We start from the raw sequence: 20,535 nt of genomic DNA, 5'->3' as shown, positions 1-20,535 counted from the left end.
CGGCATTCTTCGGAAAAACCTGAAGCTCCTTCTTGCGGTTCGCGTCCTCACACGAAAATCAAACACATGATCCAGTTTGAATTCAATGTGCCCAATCGATCGGCGGATCAGACCGAGACCACCCGGAACGGGGCGCAATGTTGCATAGCGGCATATGTTTTGCTTGCCAGAGCGGGTTTCGCCTTTCTAACCTGAATCAAAATGGCCCGCCGGTTCTTCTACGTCGCATCGAGGAACCGCACGAGAGGCGCAACAGGGTATGGCGACAGGTTTCGCACATGGACATCACGTTTCTTCTGAACGGAGAGACTGTTGAACTTTCGGGAGTTTCGCCGACCAGGACTCTCCTGGATTGGCTGCGGGAAGACCGGAATCTGACCGGAACCAAGGAAGGCTGCAACGAGGGCGACTGCGGCGCCTGCACGGTCATGGTCGTGGACGAACGCGGACCGATGGCGTTGAACGCCTGCATCCTCTTTCTGCCCCAGTTGCACGGCAGGGCGGTTCGAACCGTCGAAGGGATGGCGGCTCCGGATGGCACGCTGCACCCGGTCCAGCAGGCGATGATCAACGCCCACGGGTCGCAATGCGGGTTCTGCACACCGGGATTCATCGCCTCCATGGTCGTGGCCCATTGCCAGGGCCGCAGCGACCATGACGACGTTCTGGCCGGCAACCTGTGCCGCTGCACCGGATATGCGCCGATCATCCGGGCCGCGCAATCGGTCGAGCGGGCGCGGCCGCCGGACTGGCTGAACGACCCGCCCGAGGAATTGACCGCGGTTCCGCAACCCCATGCGCCGGAAACAAGCGATGAGCTGGCGGCCTGGTGTCTCGCCAACCCGGACGGGACCCTTGTTGCCGGGGCGACCGATATCGGCCTTTGGGTAACGAAACAATTCCGGGACCTGGGCGCGGTCGCCTTTCTGAACCGATGCCGGGACCTGAAACGGATCGAGACCACCGGGGAGTCCATCCGCGTCGGCGCCGCCGTCACCATGACGGAAATGCGAAAAGTGATGCAGGCCCACTATCCGTCCTATGCCGAGATGATCCGCCGCTATGGATCGGAACAGGTGCGCAATGCCGCGACCCTTGGCGGCAACATCGCCAATGGGTCGCCCATCGGAGACAACCCGCCTGCACTGATCGCGCTCGGGGCGCGGCTGGTCTTGCGAAAGGGAGACGCGCGCCGCGAGATCGAGTCAGAGGATTTCTTTGTCGATTATGGCAAGCAGGACCGTGCGCCGGGCGAATTCCTGGAAACCGTCGTCATCCCGCGCGGGCAGGACAGGTTGCGATGCTACAAGCTGAGCAAGAGGTTCGATCAGGATATTTCCGCAGTCTGCGGCTGTTTCAACATCGCGGTCGCGGACGGCCGGGTCACGGCGGCCCGGATCGCCTTTGGCGGCATGGCCGGTATCCCCAAGCGCGCCGCGCAGGTCGAGGCGGCGCTGATCGGGCAGCCCTGGTCCGCCGAAACCATCGCCCTGGCGCAGACCCGTTTCGATGCCGATTTCACCCCGATGTCGGACATGCGGGCGTCGTCGCTGTATCGGCTTGAAACCGCGCGCGCGATGCTGGCGCGCTATTTCGCGCAGGATCACGGCGCGCCGGAGTCGGTTCTGGAGCTGCGGACATGAGCGTCACCAAACCCCTGCCCCACGATGCCGCGCGCCTGCATGTCACCGGTGCCGCCCGCTACGTGGACGACATTCCGACCCCGGCGAATACGCTGCACCTGGCTTTCGGGCAAAGCGCGATCGCGCGTGGGCGGATCAGGTCGATAGACCTGAGCGCCGTGCGGTCGGCGCCCGGCGTGGTGGCGGTTCTGACTGCCGATGACCTGCCATTCGCCAATGACGTGTCGCCGTCAATTCACGATGAACCCCTGCTGTGCACCGGGTCCGTTCACCATGTCGGCCAGGCGATCTTTGCCGTGGTCGCACAAAGTCACCTCGAAGCGCGCAAGGCGGCGCGGCTGTCACGGGTCGTCTATGACGAGGAAACGCCGATCCTGACCATCGACCAGGCGCTGGCGGCCGACAGCCGGTTCGAGGACGGTCCGCGGATCTACGAGAAAGGCGACGCGGCGGCGGCAATCGCCGCGGCTCCCCGCTGGATCGACGGCACGTTCGAGATCGGCGGGCAGGAACATTTCTATCTCGAAAGCCAGGCCGCCCTGGCGGTCCCGCAGGAAGGCGGCGACATGCTGGTGCAGTCCAGCACGCAGCATCCCACCGAGATGCAACACAAGGTCGCAGAGGCCCTTGGCCTGCTGATGCACGCGGTCCGGGTGGAAACGCGCCGCATGGGCGGCGGATTCGGCGGCAAGGAAAGCCAGGGCAATGCGCTCGCAGTGGCCTGCGCAGTGGCGGCCCGCCTGACCGGGCGGCCCTGCAAGATGCGCTACGACCGGGACGACGACATGATCCTCACCGGAAAACGCCATGATTTCCGCATCGCCTATCGCGCGGGCTTTGACGAAACCGGGCGGATTTGCGGGGTGGATTTCGTCCAGTTCGCCCGGTGCGGCTGGGCGCAGGATCTGTCGCTTCCGGTGGCGGATCGGGCGATGCTGCATGCCGACAACGCCTATTGTCTGCCCGCCTGCCGGATCGAGAGCCATCGGCTGAAGACCAACACCCAGAGCGCCACCGCTTTCCGGGGATTCGGCGGTCCGCAGGGGATGATCGGCATCGAACGCGTGATCGACCACGTCGCCCATGATCTCGGGATGGACCCGGTCGCGGTACGGCGGGTGAACTACTATGATGCAGCAGCCGGGGGGCCAGCCCCCCGGACCCCCCGGAGTATTTCCGGCAGGAGGAAGGACAACCTGACGCCCTATGGCATGGAGGTCGGGGATTTCGAACTGCATGCCATGACCGACGCGCTTCTGGCGTCCTGCGACTATGCGCGCAGGCGGGCGGATGTCGCGGACTGGAACGCGCGGCACCAGACGATCCGGAAGGGGATCGCCTTTTCCCCGGTGAAGTTCGGGATCTCTTTCACCCTGACCCATCTCAACCAGGCCGGGGCGCTGGTGCATGTCTACCAGGACGGGTCGGTTCATCTGAACCATGGCGGCACGGAGATGGGCCAGGGATTGTTCCGAAAAGTGGCGCAGGTTGCGGCCGACAGGTTCGGAATCGACCCGGACGCCGTCAAGATCACCGCAACGGACACCGCGAAGGTCCCGAATACCTCGGCCACGGCGGCATCATCGGGCAGCGACCTGAACGGCATGGCCGTCATGGCGGCGTGCGACACGATCCGGGGCCGGATCGCCGGATTCCTCGCCGAACGGCACCAGGCGGCGGCGGACGAGGTTCGTTTCGAGAACGGCCAGGTGCGTCTTGGCGAAACGGCCTATGATTTCGCCGAGGCCGCCGGCCTGGCCTACGCAGGGCGCGTCAGCCTGAGCGCGACCGGGTTCTACAAGACGCCCAAGGTCGAATGGGACCGGATCAGGGGGCGGGGCCGGCCGTTCTATTACTTTGCCTATGGCGCGGCCGTGACGGAGGTGGCCATCGACACCCTGACCGGCGAAAACCGCATCTTGCGGGCCGATATCCTGCATGATGCGGGAGCATCGCTGAACCCAGCGCTGGACATCGGTCAGGTCGAGGGCGGTTACGTGCAGGGCGCGGGCTGGCTGACCACGGAGGAACTGGTCTGGGACGACCGGGGCAGATTGCGCACCCATGCCCCCAGCACCTACAAGATCCCGGCCCGTTCGGACCGGCCCGACATCTTCAACGTCGCCTTGTGGGACGGGCGGAACCGGGAGGATACGATCTATCGCTCCAAAGCCGTGGGCGAGCCGCCATTCATGCTCGGCATTTCGGCCTTCCTCGCCCTGAGCCATGCGGTGAGTTCCTGCGGCGCGGACTATCCGGCGCTGGATGCGCCGGCGACGGCGGAACGGGTCTGGTCGGCGATTCAAAGGGTGCGGCATGGGATTTGAACTGGACGCCCTGCGCGACGCGGTCGCGCGGCATGGCCGGGTGGTTCGTGTCGTCATCGCGGCTGTGCGCGGGTCTTCCCCGCGCGAGGTGGGGGCTGCGATGCTGGTCTGGGACGGCGGCCAGTCCGGCACGATCGGCGGCGGCACGCTGGAATTCCAGGCCGCGCAGGCCGCGCGCGCGATCCGTGAACCGCTGATGAGCCATCATGCGCTTGGCCCGGACATGGGGCAATGTTGCGGCGGTGCGGTGAGCCTGTTCAGCGAACCTTTCGACGCAGCCGCTGTCGCAACGCTGGATGAAACGGTGATCGCGCGGCCAACCGGCCCTGTGACCGCGATGCCCCTGTCCGTGAAGCGCGTCCTGGACCGCCAGCGGGCGCAGGGTGTGCCGCCCGCCGCGCAATTGCTCGACGGCTGGATGATCGAACCCGTGCACCGGGCGGCCAGGCCGGTCTGGATCTGGGGGGCGGGCCATGTGGGGCGGGCGCTGGTCGGGACACTGAGTCCGATCCCGGACCTGTCGATCACCTGGATCGACACGGCGCGGGACAGGTTTCCGCCGGACGTGCCGGCCGGCGTCGACGTTGTTCCGGCACGGCAACCCGGAGACCTGGTGGCCCATGCCCCGCGCAATGCGGAGCACTTGATCGTGACCTATTCGCATGCGCTCGATCTCGACCTTTGTCATCGGCTTCTTGTCCACGGCTTCGGTTTCGCCGGATTGATCGGATCGCGCACCAAATGGGCGCGGTTCCGGTCGAGACTGGCCAAGCTGGGCCATTCGCCGGAGCGGATCGGCGGTATTACCTGCCCGATCGGAGACCCGTCGCTGGGCAAGCATCCGCAATCCATCGCGATCGGGGTGGCAGCCAGGCTGTTGCGGCCCGCGACGATACATTCCCAAGACAAGGACCTGAGCGCGTGACAGCCCCTCTTCTCTGCCTGCAAGGCCTGACCAAGGCCTATCCCGGCGTGATCGCCAACAACAACGTGTCCTTCGATATCGGCAAGGGTCAGGTGCACGCGCTGCTGGGCGAGAACGGCGCCGGCAAATCGACGCTGGTGAAGATGATCTACGGGCTGGTCAAGCCGGACAGTGGGTCGATGCTGCTGAACGGCGTGCCCTATGCCCCGTCAGAACCGCGCGCCGCGCGCGCCGACGGGATCGCGATGGTGTTCCAGCATTTTTCGCTGTTCGACGCCCTGAACGTGGCCGAGAACATTGCGCTCGGGATGGAAAACCCGCCGAAGATGGGCGATCTGGCGAAACGTATCCGCGACGTATCGGAAACCTACGGGCTGCCGCTGGATCCCTATCGCCGGGTCGGCGATCTGTCCGCCGGCGAACGGCAGCGGGTCGAGATCATCCGCTGCCTGCTGCAGGACCCCAGGCTGCTGATCATGGACGAACCGACCAGCGTGCTGACGCCGCAGGAAGTGAACATCCTGTTTGAAACCCTGCGCAAGCTGCGCTCCGAGGGCACGGCGATACTTTATATTTCGCACAAGCTCGAGGAAATCCGCGCGTTGTGCGACCATGCAACCGTTCTTCGGCTGGGCGAGAACGTGGGCGAGTGCATCCCTGCCGAAACCAGCGCCCGCGACATGGCCGAACTGATGGTCGGAACCGGATTGAAGACCCCGGAACGGTCGGGACGCGCCCTTGGCGATGTCGCGTTGGACATCAGCGGGCTGTCGGTGCCGGCCCCGTCGGAATTCGGCACGGGGTTGAAGAACCTGCACCTGACGGTGCGCAAGGGCGAGGTGCTCGGCGTGGGCGGTGTCGCGGGCAACGGGCAGGACGAGTTGCTGGCGGTGCTGTCGGGCGAGGTCAGGAGCGCGTCCGATGCGGTGAAACTGCACGGCAAGCCGATCGGGAACCTGGGCCCGACGGACCGGCGGCGGCTGGGCGTTCTCAGCGCACCCGAAGAGAGGCTGGGCCATGCGGCGGCACCGGACATGAGCCTGACCGAGAATGCGATGCTGACAGGGTCGGTTCGCGAAAACCTCGTACGGCGGGGATTCCTGAAATGGCGGCAGGCGCAGGCCTTCGCGGAACGGATCATCGAGGATTTCGACGTGCGCACACCGGGGCCCGGAAACGCGGCCCGGTCCCTGTCGGGCGGCAACCTGCAGAAATTCGTGATCGGCCGCGAGATCCTGCAACGCCCGGAGGTTCTGGTGGTGAACCAGCCGACCTGGGGCGTCGACGCCAGCGCCGCCGCCGCCATCCGGCAGGCGATGCTCGACCTAGCCGCGGACGGGGCAGCCGTGATCTGCATCAGCCAGGACCTGGACGAGTTGATGGAGATCAGCGACCGGTTCGCCGCCCTGAACGAAGGTCGCTTGAGCACACCGCAGGATACGGCCGAACTGACGATCGAAGAGATCGGGCTGATGATGGGCGGGGCGCATGGCATGGAGGTGGCGCATGTTTGACCGGATGCGACCCGAATCCGTTCCGTCTCTTGCGGTGGAATCCACAAACAACACGATACGGGGAACCGGTGCATGATCGTTCTGGAAAAAAGACCCCAGCCCTCCCGCATGTGGACGCTGTTGACGCCGGTCCTGGCGGTGCTGTCGACCATGGTCTTTGGCGGGCTGTTGTTCGCGCTGTTGGGCAAGAACCCGGTCGAGGCCATCCGAACCATTTTCTATGAACCGCTGTTCGGCGAATTCGCATTCTATTATCGCCCGCAACTGCTGGTGAAGGGCGCGCCGCTGGTCCTGATCGCCATCGGCCTGTCGCTTGGCTTCAAGGCCGGGATCTGGAACATCGGCGCGGAAGGCCAGTACATCATGGGCGCTATCGTCGGAGCCGGGGTCGGTCTCGCCTTCTACCCGCTCGACTCGATCATCGTGTTCCCGCTGATGGTCATCGGCGGCGCGTTCGGCGGCTGGGCCTGGGCGATGGTCCCGGCGCTGCTCAAGGTGCGTTTCGGCACCAATGAGATCCTGGTGTCGCTGATGCTGGTGTATGTGGCGGAACAATTGCTCGCCTCGATGTCGCTCGGGCTCTTGAAGAACCCGGAAGGCTTCGGCTTTCCCGGCAGCCGAAACCTGACCGAATATGCCAGCGCAACCAGCTGGATCAATCAGGATGTCGGCATGCACTGGGGCGTGGTCTTTGCCTTCATCGCGGTGATCTTCGCCTATGTGCTGCTGAACCGCCACATGCTGGGCTTTCACATCCGGCTCACCGGAGAGGCGCCGCGCGCCGCGCGTTTCGCAGGCGTCAGGCCGACCCGGCTGATCCTGTTCTGCCTCGGCACGTCGGGTGCGCTGGCCGGGCTGGCCGGGTTGTTCGAAGTATCCGGCCCCGGAGGCCAGATCACCATCGATTTCAACATCGGCTACGGGTTCACGGCGATCATCGTTGCCTTCCTCGGACGGCTGCATCCTCTGGGCATCCTGCTCGCCGGAGGCTTGATGGCGCTCACCTATATCGGTGGCGAAATCGCCCAGTCCCAATTGGGCCTGCCCGCGGCGGCGATCCAGGTGTTTCAGGGCATGTTGCTGTTCTTCCTGCTGGCGCTGGACCTTTTAACAAATTACCGCGTCCGGTTGCGCGCAAGAGAGGTGGCCTGAGATGGATCTTGGTTCGATCAACCCGGTTCTGCTGATTGCGTCGCTGATGGTGGCGGCGACGCCGATCCTGCTGGCCGCCATCGGTGAACTGGTCGTGGAAAAGGCGGGCGTCCTGAATCTCGGGGTCGAGGGCATGATGATCGTCGGCGCGGTCAGCGGTTTCGCGATCTCGGTCGAAACCGGCTCGCCGTTTCTCGGCTTTGTCGCTGCGGCGGTGGGCGGTGCGCTGTTGTCGACACTGTTCATCCTGCTGACCCAGGTGGCTCTGGCCAACCAGGTGGCGTCAGGCTTGGCGCTGACCCTGTTCGGTCTTGGTCTGAGCGCCCTGATGGGGCAGAAATACGTCGGGATCAAACCGCCACCGACGGGAGATATCCATATCCCGCTGCTCAGCGACGTGCCGGTCCTCGGCCCGATCCTGTTCACGCATGATGTCGTGCTCTACGTCGGAATTGCGATCGTGGCAGCGGTCTGGGCGATCCTGAAGTTCACCCGTGCCGGATTGATCCTGCGCGCGGTTGGCGAAAGCCATGATGCCGCGCATGCGTTGGGTTACAAGGTCGTGCGAATCCGCATTCTCGCGATCCTGTTCGGTGGGGCCTGCGCCGGGCTGGGTGGGGCCTATATCAGCCTCGTCCGGGTTCCGCAGTGGACCGAGGGCATGACCGCCGGGGTCGGCTGGATCGCCCTGGCGCTGGTCGTCTTTGCCAGCTGGAAACCCTGGCGCGTGCTGCTGGGCGCCTATCTTTTTGGCGGCATCACGGTGTTGCAGCTCAATCTGCAGGCGGCGGGCGTTGCCATTCCGGTGGAGTATCTGGCAATGTCGCCCTACCTCATCACGATCCTTGTGCTAGTGATCCTGTCGAAAGACAAGAGCAGCGCGCCGGCATCGCTGGGCAGAATTTTCCATGCCTCTCGCTGAGGGGCCAATCAAAATCAAAATAGGGGAACCTGAATGAAACTAACGTCACTTCTTGCCAGCGCCGCGATGGTGCTGGGACTGGCCACCGGCGCAATCGCGCAGGACAAGACCAAGGTCGGCTTTATCTATGTCGGCCCGGTGGGCGACGGCGGCTGGACCTACGAGCACGACAAGGGTCGCCAGGCTGTCGAGGCGGAGTTCGGAGACAAGGTCGAAACCGTCTACCAGGAAAGCGTCCCGGAAGGCGCCGACGCGGAACGGGCGATCACCCAGATGGCCCTGAACGGCGCGGACCTGATCTTTACCACCTCCTTCGGCTACATGGACCCGACCATCAACGTGGCCAAGAAGTTTCCGAACGTGAAATTCGAACATGCCACCGGGTACAAGACCGCCGACAACGTGGCCGTCTATTCGGCGCGCTTCTACGAAGGCCGCGCGATCCAGGGCCATATCGCCGGCAAGATGACCAAGTCCAACATCATCGGCTACATCGGCTCCTACCCGATTCCCGAAGTGATCCGGGGCATGAACAGCGCCTTCATCCACGCCCGGAAGGCAAACCCCGACGTGCAGTTCAAGATTGTCTGGGCCTACACCTGGTTCGACCCGGCGAAAGAAGCCGATGCAGCCAAGGTCCTGATCGAACAGGGCGCCGACGTGATCCTGCAACACACCGATTCAACCGCGCCCCAGGCGGCGGCAAAGGCGGCGGGCAATGTCATCACCTTCGGGCAGGCGTCTGACATGAGCGAATACGCACCGCTGCCGCGGGTGTCCTCGATCATCGACAACTGGGCGCCCTATTACATCGAACGCACCCAGGCGGTGATGGACGGCACATGGGCCAGCAGCAACCGCTGGGACGGCATCGACAAGGGCATGGTCGGAATCGGCGAGATTTCCGACGCGGTGCCCGCCGAGGTCAAGGCCGAGGCGCTGGCGCTCAAGGATGCGATCGCGTCCGGCGAATACCACCCGTTCACCGGACCGCTGAACAAGCAGGACGGCAGCGTCTGGCTGGCCGAAGGCGAAGTCGCCGATGACGGCACGCTCGCGGGCCTGAATTTCTATGTCGAAGGCATCGAAGGCGACATCCCGAACTGAGCCCGACCGCCCGCGATGGGCGGCGGCAGGTCGCAACGGACAAAGGCCCCGCTGGACGGGGCCTTTTCACGTCCGGGCAAGACCCCCCTTTTCCGTGCCGGTCCGGCATGCAATTGTCCCGGCATGACACATATGACAACTCTGGACGGGTCTCCCGTCAGCCGCTTTGCCTTTGGCACCATGCAGTTCGGCGCGGGCGCCGATGCAACCGACAGCCGCGCCATGTTCGATGCCTGCCGCGCGGCGGGAATCAACCATTTCGACACGGCCTATGTCTATACCGGCGGCGCTTCTGAAACCCTGCTGGGGCAGATGATCGAAGACGACCGCGACGCGCTTCTGATCGCCACGAAATACGGCAGCGTAGGCGGCGCGGGACGCGCGAACATGACGCAGCAGTTCGATATCTCCTGCGGCCGGCTGGGACTGGACGGCGTCGATCTGCTCTACCTGCACATGTTCGATCCCGACACCGACCTGCGGGAAACCATGGAAGGTTTTGCCGCGCTGAAACAGGCGGGCCGGATCCGCTATGTCGGATTGTCCAACTTCGCCGCATGGCAGGTGATGAAAGCGGTCCGGGTTGCGGCCGAATTCGATCTGACCATCGACATCCTGCAACCGATGTACAATCTGGTGAAACGTCAGGCCGAGGTCGAGATCCTGCCGATGTGCGCGGATCAGGGCATCGCCATCGCGCCCTATTCGCCGCTCGGCGGCGGCCTTCTGACCGGGAAATACGCGCGCGGGGACAGCGGACGGCTAAACGTCAACGACATGTACCGGTCCCGATACCGGCAGGACTGGATGCATACGACCGCTGCCGATCTCGGCGCGCTGGCACGGGAGACCGGAACCGATCCGGCGACGCTCGCCGTGGCCTGGGTCGCGGCGCACCCGTCGCGGCCGATGCCGATCGTCTCGGGCCGGACGGCGGAGCAGTTGCGCCCGTCGCTGGACGCGCTGGAGTTCGACATGACCGACGCGCTCTATCAACGGATGTGCGCCCTGAGCCCGACGCCCTCTCCCGCGACGGACCGGAGCGAAGAAACCGCATGATCGATTTCATCGTCATCGGCGGCGGCATCGCCGGGCTGAGCGCGGGCGCGCGGCTGTCCGCCCACGGGTCGGTCACGGTCCTGGAAGGCGAAGACGCCCTTGGCTATCACGCCTCGGGCCGGTCCGCCGCGCTTTACGAAGCCAGCTATGGCCTGTCCAGCACCGTCGCCCTGAACCTCGCCAGCAGCGACTATCACCGCCGCGAGAACGGCGGCTACCTGTCGCCGCGCGGGTTGCTGCTGCTGGCGCGGTCGGACCAGCAGGAAGGGTTCCTTGCGGATCTGGCGAACCTGCACCTCGATCCGGTGTCGGTGAAGGAAGCCAGGGCCATGGCACCCATCGTGAATCCGGACAGCGTCGCCCTGGCGGCTTTTCACGATGCAGCCTGGGACATCGACACCGACCGGCTGATGCAGGATTTCGCGCGGATCATCCGCGCCAACGGCGGGCAGGTTCTGACCCGGGCGCAGGTGACCGACATCGCCGGCGGCGCGGCGGGCTGGCACGTCCGGACAGCCACCGACGCCTATCAGGGGCGCAACCTCGTCAATGCCGCCGGGGCCTGGGCGGACGAGATCGCGAAACTGGCGGGTGTCGCGCCCATGGGCATCGTGCCGCATCGCCGCTCCATGGCCCGGCTGCCCGCCCCCGACGGGCACGACGTGTCGGCCTGGCCGATGCTGATGGGTGTCGGGGAAAGCTGGTATGCGAAACCCGATGCGGGCAAGCTGATCGTGTCCCCTGCCGAGCAGGACCCGACGCATCCGCATGACGCCTATGCCGATGACATGGTTCTGGCCGAAGGACTCGCCCGCTATGAAGAAATGGTGACGGAACCGGTCACGCGGGTCGAAAGCAACTGGGCGGGGCTGCGCAGTTTCGCTCCGGATCGGGCGCTGGTTCTGGGGCCCGACCCGGACCGGCCCGGGTTCATCTGGTGCGCCGGACAGGGCGGATACGGTTTTCAGACCGCGCCCGCGGCGTCGCAGTTGCTGGCAGATCTCGTGACCGGCGCGCCAAGCGAACTGGATGCGGGGACCGTGGCCGCGTTGCGGCCGGATCGGCTGCGGACATGACCCGCCGGCGCTTGCCCGAAACCGCCAATGTCGCCACCCCGGCCGAAGGCGCAAAGCTGTTCGCGCCCTCGGCGGAACGCAACCGCGACGCGCTTTGCGATCTGCTGGATCATGTCGCGCCGCGCGCGGGCAGCGCACTGGAAATCGCCAGCGGCACCGGCCAGCATGTGGTCGCCTTTGCCGCGCGGTTCCCCGGCCTGGGCTGGCAGCCGACGGAACCGGACCCGGTGCGCCGGGCCAGCATCGACGCCCATGCCGCCGATGCGTCCCTGCCGAATCTCGCCGCGGCGATTCCGCTGGATGCAACCGCCCGGGGATGGGGCAAGGCACAGACCCCGCAATCGCTGATCGTGGTCGTGAATCTGCTGCACCTGATCAGCACCGGCGAAGCCAGGGTTCTGATCGGCGAAAGCGCCGCCGCCCTCATCCCCGGCGGTCGTATGGTGATCTATGGCCCGTTCATGCGGGCCGGAGAATTGACCAGCGAAGGCGATGTGCGGTTTCACGCCAGCCTGATCGCCCAGGACCCTGAGATCGGCTACAAGGACGATTTCGACGTTCTGGACATGGCGGTCGAAGCCGGTCTGTGCGTCCTCGACGTGGTCGAGATGCCGTCCAACAATCTGGCGCTCGTGCTGGAAAAACCGGCAAACTGATCGAGATCAAGGAACCCGGCTGACACACCGGATCATAACATGTGCAAATATCGCCATATGATCACGAGGAGACCGGTTTCATGAACTGGCAGAACAAACTGGAAGAGACACGCGCCGGATTGCGAAACCTGAACGGAGCGATACCGGACACCGCGCGCGCGTTCGCCGGACTGGGCAGAACCGTCAAGCAGGACAGTGCGCTGGACTACAAGACCAAGGAATTCGTTGCGCTTGGCATTTCCGTCGCCGAACGTTGCGAACCCTGCATTTCCCTGCATATCGAGGCGCTGATCAAACTCGGCGCCAGTCGTGAGGAAGTCGCCGACGTTCTGGGCATGTGTCTCCAGATGGGCGGCGGGCCGGCAATGATGTACGCCGCCAAGGCGCTCGAATGTTTTGACGAACTGAGCGCATCATGAGACCCGCCGCGATCTTCGCCCTTGCCGCCGCGATCGGAGGGGCCGCTCTGGCCCAACAAGGTGAACCCGGCGCGCATTTCATCGAAAACTGGGACATGGACGCCAACGGCGCCGTGTCGCTCGACGAGGCCCGGCAGAAGCGTGCCGATCTGTTCACGATGTTCGACCAGGACGAAAACGGCGTTCTGGACCCGGCCGAATACGCCCTGTTCGATCAGACCCGGCAGGATGACATGGCCGTCAATGCGGGCGGACACGGGAAAGGCCCGATGCGGATCGTGAACGACGGCCTGACCCTGCCCTTCAATGATATCGACGGGGACGGTTCGGTGTCCGCCGATGAATTCCTGAACCGTGTTCCCGACTGGTTCGACACGATGGACCGCACCGGCGATGGCGTGGTGACGACCGGCGACTTTGCCGCCGGAAACGGATAGGACCCGTCTCCGCATCGGCGGCCTCGGATCCGGTCCTGTGCAACCCACCGCGCCGCGACGAAAATGCCTCCGGCAAGCAGCGCGGTCCCGGTCCATTTGCGGCGCTCAGCCATCCTTGCGAATGGCGGCGTTCGCGGGGTCATACGGGCTGTCCTCGCAGACCTCGGCGTCCCAGAGCCGGTTCAGCATCCTGACCTTGAGCCGGGTGCCCGGAACCGCGAGCTCCGGCGTCACATAGCCCATGCCGATGCTCTTGCCGAAGCTGACGGAATAGCCGCCCGAGGTCAAACGCCCGACGTGGGTGTCGCCGTGATAAAGCGCCTCCCGCCCCCAGGGATCTGTATCGTCCGGCCCGTCTATCAGCAGCGTCACGCATCTGGACCGGATGCCCCTGGCCTGCATCGCCGCCTTGCCGCGGAAGTCCTTGGACAGATCGACAAAACGTGGCAGGTCGGCCTCCAGCGGGGTGGCGTCGCGCCCGAGTTCGGTGCCGAAAGCGCGATAGGATTTCTCCTGCCGCAACCAGTTCTGCGCCCGCGCGCCGACCAGCTTCAGCCCATGCTTTTCACCCGCCGTCATCAGCTGATCCCAGAGATAGTTCTGCATCTCGATCGGGTGGTGCAGTTCCCATCCCAGTTCCCCGGTATAGGCGACGCGGATAGCGCGAACCGGACACATGCCCAGCTCGATATTGCGCATGGACAGCCAGGGGAACCTCTTGTTGCCCAGAACCGTCGCAGGGTCCGCATCCTTCACGATCTCGTTCAGCACATCGCGCGATTTCGGACCGGCGATGGCAAAGACACCCCATTGCGTGGTGACATCCTGGATTTCGATATAGCCGAATTCACCCATCTTGTCGGCGGCGGACTTGCGCAGGAAATCGGCATCATAGGCCGTCCACGCCCCGGCGGACACAAGATAGTATTCGTCTTCGGCCAGCCGCACGATAGTGTATTCCGTGCGCGTGGTGCCATGGTCCGTCAGCGCATAGGTCAGGTTGATCCGCCCCACGGCGGGCAGCTTGTTGCAGGTGAACCAGTCCAGGAACGCGGTCGCGCCCGGCCCTTTGACCATGTGCTTGGTAAACGCCGTGGCGTCGATCAAACCGGCTCCTTCGCGGATCGCCTTCGCTTCCTCGACCGCGTATTGCCACCAGCCGCCGCGCCGGAACGACCGGCTGTCGTGATCGTCGAAGCCTTCGGGCGCATAGTAGTTCGGGCGTTCCCAGCCGTTGACGAATCCGAACTGCGCACCCAGCGCCTTCTGCCGGTCATAGGCCGGTGCCGTGCGCAGCGGCCGGCAGGCGGGGCGTTCCTCGTCCGGGTGATGCAGGATATAGACGTGGTCGTAGCATTCCTCGTTCTTGCGCGCCGCGAATTCGGTGGTCATCCAGTCGCCATAGCGCTTGGGGTCAAGGCTGGCCATGTCGATCTCGGCCTCGCCCTCGACCATCATTTGCGCCAGGTAATAACCAGTGCCGCCCGCCGCCGTGATACCGAAGCTGAAGCCTTCGGCCAGCCACATGTTGCGCAGCCCCGGCGCCGGGCCGACCAGCGGGTTGCCATCGGGCGTATAGCAGATCGGGCCGTTGAAATCGTCCTTCAGCCCGCAATTCTCGGCACTCGGCATGCGATGGTTCATCGCCATGTACTGGTCCTCGATCCGGTCGAGATCGAGCTGGAACAGGTCGGCCCTGAAACTGTCGGGCACGCCATATTCGAACCGGGCCGGGGCACCCTTTTCATAGACCCCGAGGATCCAGCCGCCGCGTTCCTCGCGCACATAGCTCTGGGCGTCCGCGTCACGGATGACCGGGTGCTCCGGATGATTCTTGCGGAATTCAACCAGGGCGGGATCCTGCTCCATCACGATGAACTGATGCTCGACCGGGACCGCGGGCATCTTGATGCCCAGCATCCTGGCGGTGCGCTGTGCGTGGTTGCCGCTGGCGGTCACGACATGTTCGGCAGTGATCACCACCTGCTCGTCGCTCGGCACCAGGTTGCCGCCCTTCTCGACCATCCTGGTGGCCGTGACCTCCCAGGCCGCGCCATTCCAGTGAAAGGCGTCGGCCTGCCATTTGCGCTCGATCGCCACGCCGCGCTGTCGCGCCCCCTTGGCCATCGCCATGGTCACATCGGCCGGGTTAATATAACCATCGGTATGGTGATAAAGCGCACCCTTCAGATCCTCGGTGCGGATCAGCGGCCAGCGCGCCTTGATTTCGTCCGGCGTCAGGAAAACATGGGGCACGCCGCAGGTTTCCGCCGTGCTGGCATAGAGCATGTATTCGTCCATACGCGCATCGGTCTGCGCCATGCGCAGGTTGCCGACCACCGCGAACCCCGCGTTCAGCCCGGTTTCCGCTTCCAGCGTCTTGTAGAATTCGACCGAATACTTGTGGATATGGGTGGTCGCGTAGGACATGTTGAACAGCGGCAGCAGGCCCGCCGCGTGCCAGGTCGATCCGCTGGTCAACTCGTCCCGCTCCAGCAGCATCACGTCGTCCCAACCGGCCTTTGCCAGATGATAGGCGATCGACGTGCCAACGGCTCCGCCCCCCACGACCAAAGATTTGACATGCGTTTTCATCGGCTCACTCCACGGCACGAGTCTGTCTGGAGCGGTTATGCCCGTCTGCCGCGACGCGCGCCAATTCCATCCGACGCAAATCGGAACAAAACCGACCTCCGTTCAAAGATCGTCGGTCGGACCGGGGTCCGCGGCAGCACGACCGTGCGGGGCTCGATGCCCCGGACGGTCGTTCCCCCGGCTCATGGCTTGGGATGGTCGTCCCATTCGTCGGACAGGATGCGGCGGCTGTCGCCCTCCGGATCGTCATACTGGTTGGAACGCACCGTGTAGATGAAAGCGACAAGGCCGATCGCCCCCATCGTCAGGGATATCGGTATGAGATAGGACAGTATCGACATGTCGTCACCTCAGGCGCAGCGCATTCAACGACACTGTAATCGAACTCGTGGACATCGCCAACGCGGCGATCAGCGGCGTCGCCAGCCCCGCAACCGCGAGCGGCACGGCGATGACGTTGTAGACCGTCGCGATCCGGAAATTCTCCTTGATGCGCCTGGTGGCCCGGATCGCGGTCTCGCAGGCTTCCGCGATCGGCGTCAGATCCTGTCCCAGCAGCACAATGTCGGACGCCACCCGCGCCGCATCCAGCGCGCTGGCCGGCGAAATCGACACATCCGCCGCCGCCAGGGCCGCCGTGTCATTCAGCCCGTCCCCGACCATCAGGACCTTGCGCCCCTTTGCCCTCAGATCGGCGATTCGCGCGGCCTTGTCTTCCGGCAGGGCTTCGGCCAGCCACCTGTCGATTTTCAGGCGTTTCGCCAGGTTTTCGACCGCCCCGGCGCTGTCGCCCGAGACCAGATAGACGTCCTTGCCCGCGGCGAGCAAGGCCGAAACCGCCTTGGCGGCGCCCGGACGCAGGGCATCGACGAACAGGAAGGCTTGCGGCGGATGCGGTCCGACCGCCAGCCAGGCGGCGGTCTTTTCGCCTTGCGCTCCGCCGACCCAGCTGGCCCGGCCCAAACGCACCCGCTGCCCCCGCCAGGTGCCCTCGGCGCCATAACCCGGAACCTCCCGAACATCGTTCACAGCGGCCGGCCGGATGTCCGCGGCCCGCGCCGCCTGTGCGATCGCCCGCGACAGCGGATGCGCGGATCCTTCCGCAAGCGCCAGCGCGATCTCCAGATCTTGGCGGGAATGATCCCCGAGGTTCGTCACCTCCGGAGTGCCCGCGGTCAGGGTCCCGGTCTTGTCGAACACCACTGTGTCGACCTGGGCCAGGCGCTCCAGGGCCGTGGCGTGCTTGATGAGCATCCCTTTGCGGAACAACCGGCCCGACGCGGCGGTGGTGACCGCCGGCACGGCGAGGCCGAGGGCGCAGGGACAGGTGATGATCAGCACCGCGGCGGCGATGTTCAACGCGACCCGCAGGTCTCCGGACCAGAGATACCAGCCCAGGAAGCTCAGCGCCGACAGGATGTGAACGCCCGGCGCGTAAAGCTTGGCCGCCGAATCCGCCAGCGAGGTGTATCGCGACCGTCCGGATTCGGCGATGGCGACAAGGTCGGCCATGCGGTGCAGGGATGTTTCCTCGCCCACGGCCGTGGCCCGGATCGTCAGCGGACCGGTCAGATTGACCTCGCCGGCGCTTACGACAAGACCGGTCGCCGCGAAGACCGGCAAGGTTTCCCCAGTAAGAAGCGACCGGTCCAGTTCCGACTGTCCCGACACGATGACCCCGTCCACCGGCATCCTGCCGCCCGGACGGACGAGGACGTGATCGCCAACGGCCAGATCCGCGACGGCCACCTCCTGTTCAACACCGTCCCTCACGCGCAGGGCGCGGGGAACTTCCAGCGCGGCAAGCTCCTCCGCGGCGGACCGGGCCACGGCGCGGGTGCGGAAGTCGAGATACCGTCCGGCCAGCAGGAAGAAGGTCAGCGTCAACGCGGCATCGAAATAGGCGTGTTCGCCGGACAGCGACGTTTCCCAAAGCGACGTGACCAGAGCCAGGAGAATGGCCAGCACGATGGGCACATCCATGTTCAGCCGCCCGGCGGACAGGGCGGCCCAGGCATTGCGAAAGAATGGCTGGGCGGAATAGGCAATGGCGGGCAAGGTGATCGCCGCAGAGATCCAGTGGAACATGTCGCGGGTCGCATCCGTCGCCCCGGACCAGACCGAGACCGACAGGAGCATCACGTTCATCGACGCGAAGCCGGCGACCGCGAGGCGGATCAGCAGATCCCTGCCCGCCCGGCCGGACTCCGTCGCGGACAGCGCGCCCGGATCGAGTTCGTGGGCCGTATAACCCAGACGTTCCAGAACCGGGATCAGATCCCTGGCGGCGATCCCGTCCTCGGCATCGATCATCGCCCGCTTCAGGGTCAGGTTGACCCGCGCGGACCGCACACCGGGATAGGCGTTCAGCCCGCGTTCGACGGCGGAAATGCAGGCCTGACAATGGATCGTGGGCAGCGACAGGGCGATTTGCGCGGGTTTCAGCGGCTGCTCGACCGCATCGGTCGGAGCGGCAAGGCATCCGGGGCAGGCAGCGGCGGAAGGGGGGCGCATCTGGGCCGTCACGTCGGCTAGCCCTTCACATGCAGAATGACGCGCTGGGAGAACTCGGTGCCGTCTTCGGCGCGCGCGGCCATGCGAATGTTCCAGCTTCCCGCGCCCAGATCGACCGGAGCGACATAGGCCTTGCCGTCATAGATGAACTCCGGCGCGACGTCGTCGCGCACATGGGTCGCCCGCCCCACGATGGCGGACAGTTCGGCGACCTGAACGGGATCCCCCTGGGCATCGGTGATCGACAGGATGACCGCGCCGTCGCGCGCATCCGCCCGGACAGTCCAGCCAAGCGCCTCCTGGGCATCGCGGCGCAGGTCGAATTCCTGGCTCGCGACGTAGGAATTCTTCGCCTCCAGGCCGGGAAAGGTTCTCACCGCGCTATAGGCCAGCACGATGTTCACACCGATGATGACGGCAAAAGCGCCGATGAACACCGCGGCGGCGTGCTTGCCGGTGAATTCGCGTTCGCCCATCCGTCAGCCTCCCGTCCCGTTGAATGTGGTGTCCCGGTAGGCCCTGTCGCCATTCGTCAGGTCCTCGACCCAGAAACGGATATCGGTCCGGTCCGACGTGGATGGCACCGACCCGCCCGGCGACACCACATAGACCCGTTGCAGAAAACCGGTGTCCGCCGGAACCTGGATCGAATCATAGGGCGTGCCCTCCAGCTGGATCCGCAGGGTCGGGTCGCCACGCACGGACAGCCGGAATTGCCGCGGGTCGCCGTTCTTGTTCAGCATCCGCACATCGTATGTATTCCGGATCGAGCCGTCCGACATGGTGACGAATGTCGGGTTCCGGATCGGCGCCACGGTCATTTCGATATCCTGACGCATGAAAAGGGCAAAGACGAGTCCGAACCCGACCAGGGACCACAGTACGGTATACATGATCGTGCGCGGTCTCAGGATATGTTTCCAGATGTTCTTTGGCGGCAATCCGCTGCGCTCGCTGCCTTCGTCCGACAGGGCCATGTAGTCGATCAGACCGCGAGGCTTGCCGGTCTTGGCCATGATGTCGTCGCAGGCGTCGATGCAAAGCGCACAGGTGATGCATTCCAGTTGCTGGCCATCCCGGATGTCGATCCCCACCGGGCAGACGTTGACGCAGGCCATGCAGTCTATGCAATCGCCCTGCGGCGCTCCGGCCTTGACGTCTTCGGAATGCTTGCGCGGCTCTCCGCGCCATTCGCGATACCCGACGACAAGCGTGTCCTCGTCCATCATCGCGGCCTGAATTCGCGGCCAGGGACAGGCATAGATACATATCTGTTCGCGTGCGAACCCGCCGAAGAAGAAGGTGGTCAGCGTCAGAACACCCATGGTCGTATAGGCGATCGGATGGGCATTGCCGGTGACGAGATCCACCGCCAGCGTCGGCGCGTCGGCAAAATAGAAAACCCAGGCCCCGCCGGTCGCCAGTCCGATCAGCAGCCAGATCACCCATTTCGTGACCCTGAGCCGGGCCTTGCGGAAATCCATCTTTTTCTGCCGGTGCAGGCGCAACCGGGCGTTCCGGTCGCCCTCGACCCAGCGTTCCACCAGGATGAACAGGTCGGTCCAGACCGTCTGCGGACAGGCATAGCCGCACCAGACGCGGCCCAAGGCCGACGTGAACAGGAACAGCCCCAAGCCCGCCATGATCAGGAGTCCCGCCACGAAATAGAATTCGTGCGGCCAGATCTCGATCCAGAAGAAATAGAACCGACGATTGGCCAGATCGAGCAGAACCGCCTGATCCGGCAGGCTTGGCCCGCGGTCCCAGCGGATCCACGGCGTCAGGTAGTAAATACCCAGCGTCACGGCCAGGATCACCCACTTCAGGTTCCGGAACGGCCCGGAGACACGCTTGGGAAAGATCGGTTCCCGCGCGGCATAAAGACTGGGGGCTGGTTCGCTGCTGCTCACGGAATCACTCCGGCTGATGTTTCTTTTCAGGTTCGTTGTCACAGATGGGCCGCATGCCAACTTTGATATGGGTCAAAAAGCACATTGGCCCCACATCTTTTCTCGCCTGCGAAACGCTGGCTTTTGCTCCGGCCCGAGAATTCCGCGCGCCCAATGGGTTCAGGCTTTCAGCGGAAAGAAGCCTGCAGGCTGCGGCCGCGTCTGATGCCCCAACCTGCAAAACAGAAACCTCTCGGCTGCATTCGATGCAAGACGCCGCTGTTGCATCCGGATGGCGCG

Annotated in this window: 17 protein-coding genes; 12 read left to right on the top strand and 5 right to left on the bottom strand. The window is 64.7% G+C overall.

Going from position 1 to position 20,535, the window contains the following annotated elements; all coding sequences use genetic code 11:
- Positions 1-278: 278 nt before the first annotated feature.
- The 12 genes from xdhA (at position 279) to QO034_RS12710 (ending at position 13,237) form a co-directional block, all read left to right on the top strand.
- Entirely contained in the window at positions 279-1,643 is a 1,365-nt protein-coding gene (gene xdhA / locus QO034_RS12765) for a xanthine dehydrogenase small subunit (RefSeq protein ID WP_284485922.1), read from the top strand.
- The gene (gene xdhB, locus QO034_RS12760; protein ID WP_284485921.1) at positions 1,640-3,970 is read left to right on the top strand and encodes a xanthine dehydrogenase molybdopterin binding subunit; all 2,331 of its coding nucleotides are present in this window, start codon (positions 1,640-1,642) and stop codon (positions 3,968-3,970) included. The genes xdhA and xdhB overlap by 4 nt, the downstream gene beginning before the upstream one ends.
- Complete coding sequence (xdhC, locus tag QO034_RS12755) at positions 3,960-4,895, top strand: xanthine dehydrogenase accessory protein XdhC (RefSeq protein WP_284485920.1); 936 nt, start codon at positions 3,960-3,962, stop codon at positions 4,893-4,895. Before xdhB ends, xdhC begins: the two co-directional genes overlap by 11 nt.
- Complete coding sequence (locus QO034_RS12750) at positions 4,892-6,409, top strand: ABC transporter ATP-binding protein (RefSeq protein WP_284485919.1); 1,518 nt, start codon at positions 4,892-4,894, stop codon at positions 6,407-6,409. Before xdhC ends, QO034_RS12750 begins: the two co-directional genes overlap by 4 nt.
- 72 nt (positions 6,410-6,481) lie before the next feature.
- The gene (locus tag QO034_RS12745; protein WP_284485918.1) at positions 6,482-7,561 is read left to right on the top strand and encodes an ABC transporter permease; all 1,080 of its coding nucleotides are present in this window, start codon (positions 6,482-6,484) and stop codon (positions 7,559-7,561) included.
- Between the two features lies 1 nt (position 7,562).
- Entirely contained in the window at positions 7,563-8,483 is a 921-nt protein-coding gene (locus QO034_RS12740; RefSeq protein WP_284485917.1) for an ABC transporter permease, read from the top strand.
- Between the two features lie 33 nt (positions 8,484-8,516).
- Positions 8,517-9,590: a BMP family ABC transporter substrate-binding protein gene (locus tag QO034_RS12735; RefSeq protein WP_284485916.1), complete on the top strand. Its 1,074-nt coding sequence runs from the start codon at positions 8,517-8,519 to the stop codon at positions 9,588-9,590.
- A gap of 123 nt (positions 9,591-9,713) precedes the next feature.
- A complete protein-coding gene (locus tag QO034_RS12730; protein ID WP_284485915.1) occupies positions 9,714-10,649 on the top strand; it encodes an aldo/keto reductase in 936 nt (311 codons plus the stop codon).
- Entirely contained in the window at positions 10,646-11,725 is a 1,080-nt protein-coding gene (locus QO034_RS12725; protein WP_284485914.1) for an NAD(P)/FAD-dependent oxidoreductase, read from the top strand. Before QO034_RS12730 ends, QO034_RS12725 begins: the two co-directional genes overlap by 4 nt.
- Positions 11,722-12,381: a DUF938 domain-containing protein gene (locus tag QO034_RS12720; RefSeq protein WP_284485913.1), complete on the top strand. Its 660-nt coding sequence runs from the start codon at positions 11,722-11,724 to the stop codon at positions 12,379-12,381. Before QO034_RS12725 ends, QO034_RS12720 begins: the two co-directional genes overlap by 4 nt.
- 80 nt (positions 12,382-12,461) lie before the next feature.
- Positions 12,462-12,800 carry a carboxymuconolactone decarboxylase family protein gene (locus QO034_RS12715; RefSeq protein WP_284485912.1) on the top strand — a complete coding sequence of 113 codons (339 nt, stop codon included), beginning with the start codon at positions 12,462-12,464 and terminating at the stop codon, positions 12,798-12,800.
- On the top strand, positions 12,797-13,237 hold the full coding sequence (locus QO034_RS12710; RefSeq protein WP_284485911.1) for an EF-hand domain-containing protein: 441 nt from the start codon (positions 12,797-12,799) through the stop codon (positions 13,235-13,237). The genes QO034_RS12715 and QO034_RS12710 overlap by 4 nt, the downstream gene beginning before the upstream one ends.
- A gap of 105 nt (positions 13,238-13,342) precedes the next feature.
- Here the strand turns inward: QO034_RS12710 and QO034_RS12705 are convergent, their stop codons facing one another.
- The 5 genes from QO034_RS12705 to ccoG all read right to left on the bottom strand — a co-directional run bounded on the left by QO034_RS12705 (position 13,343) and on the right by ccoG (position 20,256).
- On the bottom strand, positions 13,343-15,832 hold the full coding sequence (locus QO034_RS12705; RefSeq protein ID WP_284485910.1) for a GcvT family protein: 2,490 nt from the start codon (positions 15,830-15,832) through the stop codon (positions 13,343-13,345).
- 182 nt (positions 15,833-16,014) lie between these two features.
- Positions 16,015-16,173: a cbb3-type cytochrome oxidase assembly protein CcoS gene (gene ccoS / locus QO034_RS12700; protein ID WP_284485909.1), complete on the bottom strand. Its 159-nt coding sequence runs from the start codon at positions 16,171-16,173 to the stop codon at positions 16,015-16,017.
- A 4-nt stretch (positions 16,174-16,177) separates the two neighbouring features.
- On the bottom strand, positions 16,178-18,358 hold the full coding sequence (locus tag QO034_RS12695) for a heavy metal translocating P-type ATPase (RefSeq protein ID WP_284485908.1): 2,181 nt from the start codon (positions 18,356-18,358) through the stop codon (positions 16,178-16,180).
- Positions 18,359-18,363: 5 nt separating this feature from the next.
- A complete protein-coding gene (locus QO034_RS12690) occupies positions 18,364-18,822 on the bottom strand; it encodes a FixH family protein (protein WP_284485907.1) in 459 nt (152 codons plus the stop codon).
- A 3-nt stretch (positions 18,823-18,825) separates the two neighbouring features.
- Entirely contained in the window at positions 18,826-20,256 is a 1,431-nt protein-coding gene (gene ccoG / locus QO034_RS12685; RefSeq protein WP_284485906.1) for a cytochrome c oxidase accessory protein CcoG, read from the bottom strand.
- Between the last annotated feature and the right edge of the window lie 279 nt (positions 20,257-20,535).

Source organism: Sedimentitalea xiamensis, assembly GCF_030164465.1.
Taxonomy (GTDB): domain Bacteria; phylum Pseudomonadota; class Alphaproteobacteria; order Rhodobacterales; family Rhodobacteraceae; genus Sedimentitalea; species Sedimentitalea xiamensis.
Note: the sequence above shows the minus strand (reverse complement) of the source record. Positions and strands in the feature narration are given on the sequence as shown.

What these genes read in the sequence shown, in the direction of transcription:
- QO034_RS12740 (WP_284485917.1), top strand. Translation starts at nt 7,563, where the DNA reads ATGGATCTTGGTTCGATCAACCCGGTTCTGCTGATTGCGTCGCTGATG.
- QO034_RS12705 (WP_284485910.1), bottom strand. Translation starts at nt 15,832, where the DNA reads ATGAAAACGCATGTCAAATCTTTGGTCGTGGGGGGCGGAGCCGTTGGC.
- ccoS (WP_284485909.1), bottom strand. Translation starts at nt 16,173, where the DNA reads ATGTCGATACTGTCCTATCTCATACCGATATCCCTGACGATGGGGGCG.
- QO034_RS12720 (WP_284485913.1), top strand. Translation starts at nt 11,722, where the DNA reads ATGACCCGCCGGCGCTTGCCCGAAACCGCCAATGTCGCCACCCCGGCC.
- QO034_RS12730 (WP_284485915.1), top strand. Translation starts at nt 9,714, where the DNA reads ATGACACATATGACAACTCTGGACGGGTCTCCCGTCAGCCGCTTTGCC.
- QO034_RS12690 (WP_284485907.1), bottom strand. Translation starts at nt 18,822, where the DNA reads ATGGGCGAACGCGAATTCACCGGCAAGCACGCCGCCGCGGTGTTCATC.
- QO034_RS12725 (WP_284485914.1), top strand. Translation starts at nt 10,646, where the DNA reads ATGATCGATTTCATCGTCATCGGCGGCGGCATCGCCGGGCTGAGCGCG.
- QO034_RS12710 (WP_284485911.1), top strand. Translation starts at nt 12,797, where the DNA reads ATGAGACCCGCCGCGATCTTCGCCCTTGCCGCCGCGATCGGAGGGGCC.
- xdhC (WP_284485920.1), top strand. Translation starts at nt 3,960, where the DNA reads ATGGGATTTGAACTGGACGCCCTGCGCGACGCGGTCGCGCGGCATGGC.
- xdhA (WP_284485922.1), top strand. Translation starts at nt 279, where the DNA reads ATGGACATCACGTTTCTTCTGAACGGAGAGACTGTTGAACTTTCGGGA.
- QO034_RS12745 (WP_284485918.1), top strand. Translation starts at nt 6,482, where the DNA reads ATGATCGTTCTGGAAAAAAGACCCCAGCCCTCCCGCATGTGGACGCTG.
- QO034_RS12715 (WP_284485912.1), top strand. Translation starts at nt 12,462, where the DNA reads ATGAACTGGCAGAACAAACTGGAAGAGACACGCGCCGGATTGCGAAAC.
- xdhB (WP_284485921.1), top strand. Translation starts at nt 1,640, where the DNA reads ATGAGCGTCACCAAACCCCTGCCCCACGATGCCGCGCGCCTGCATGTC.
- QO034_RS12735 (WP_284485916.1), top strand. Translation starts at nt 8,517, where the DNA reads ATGAAACTAACGTCACTTCTTGCCAGCGCCGCGATGGTGCTGGGACTG.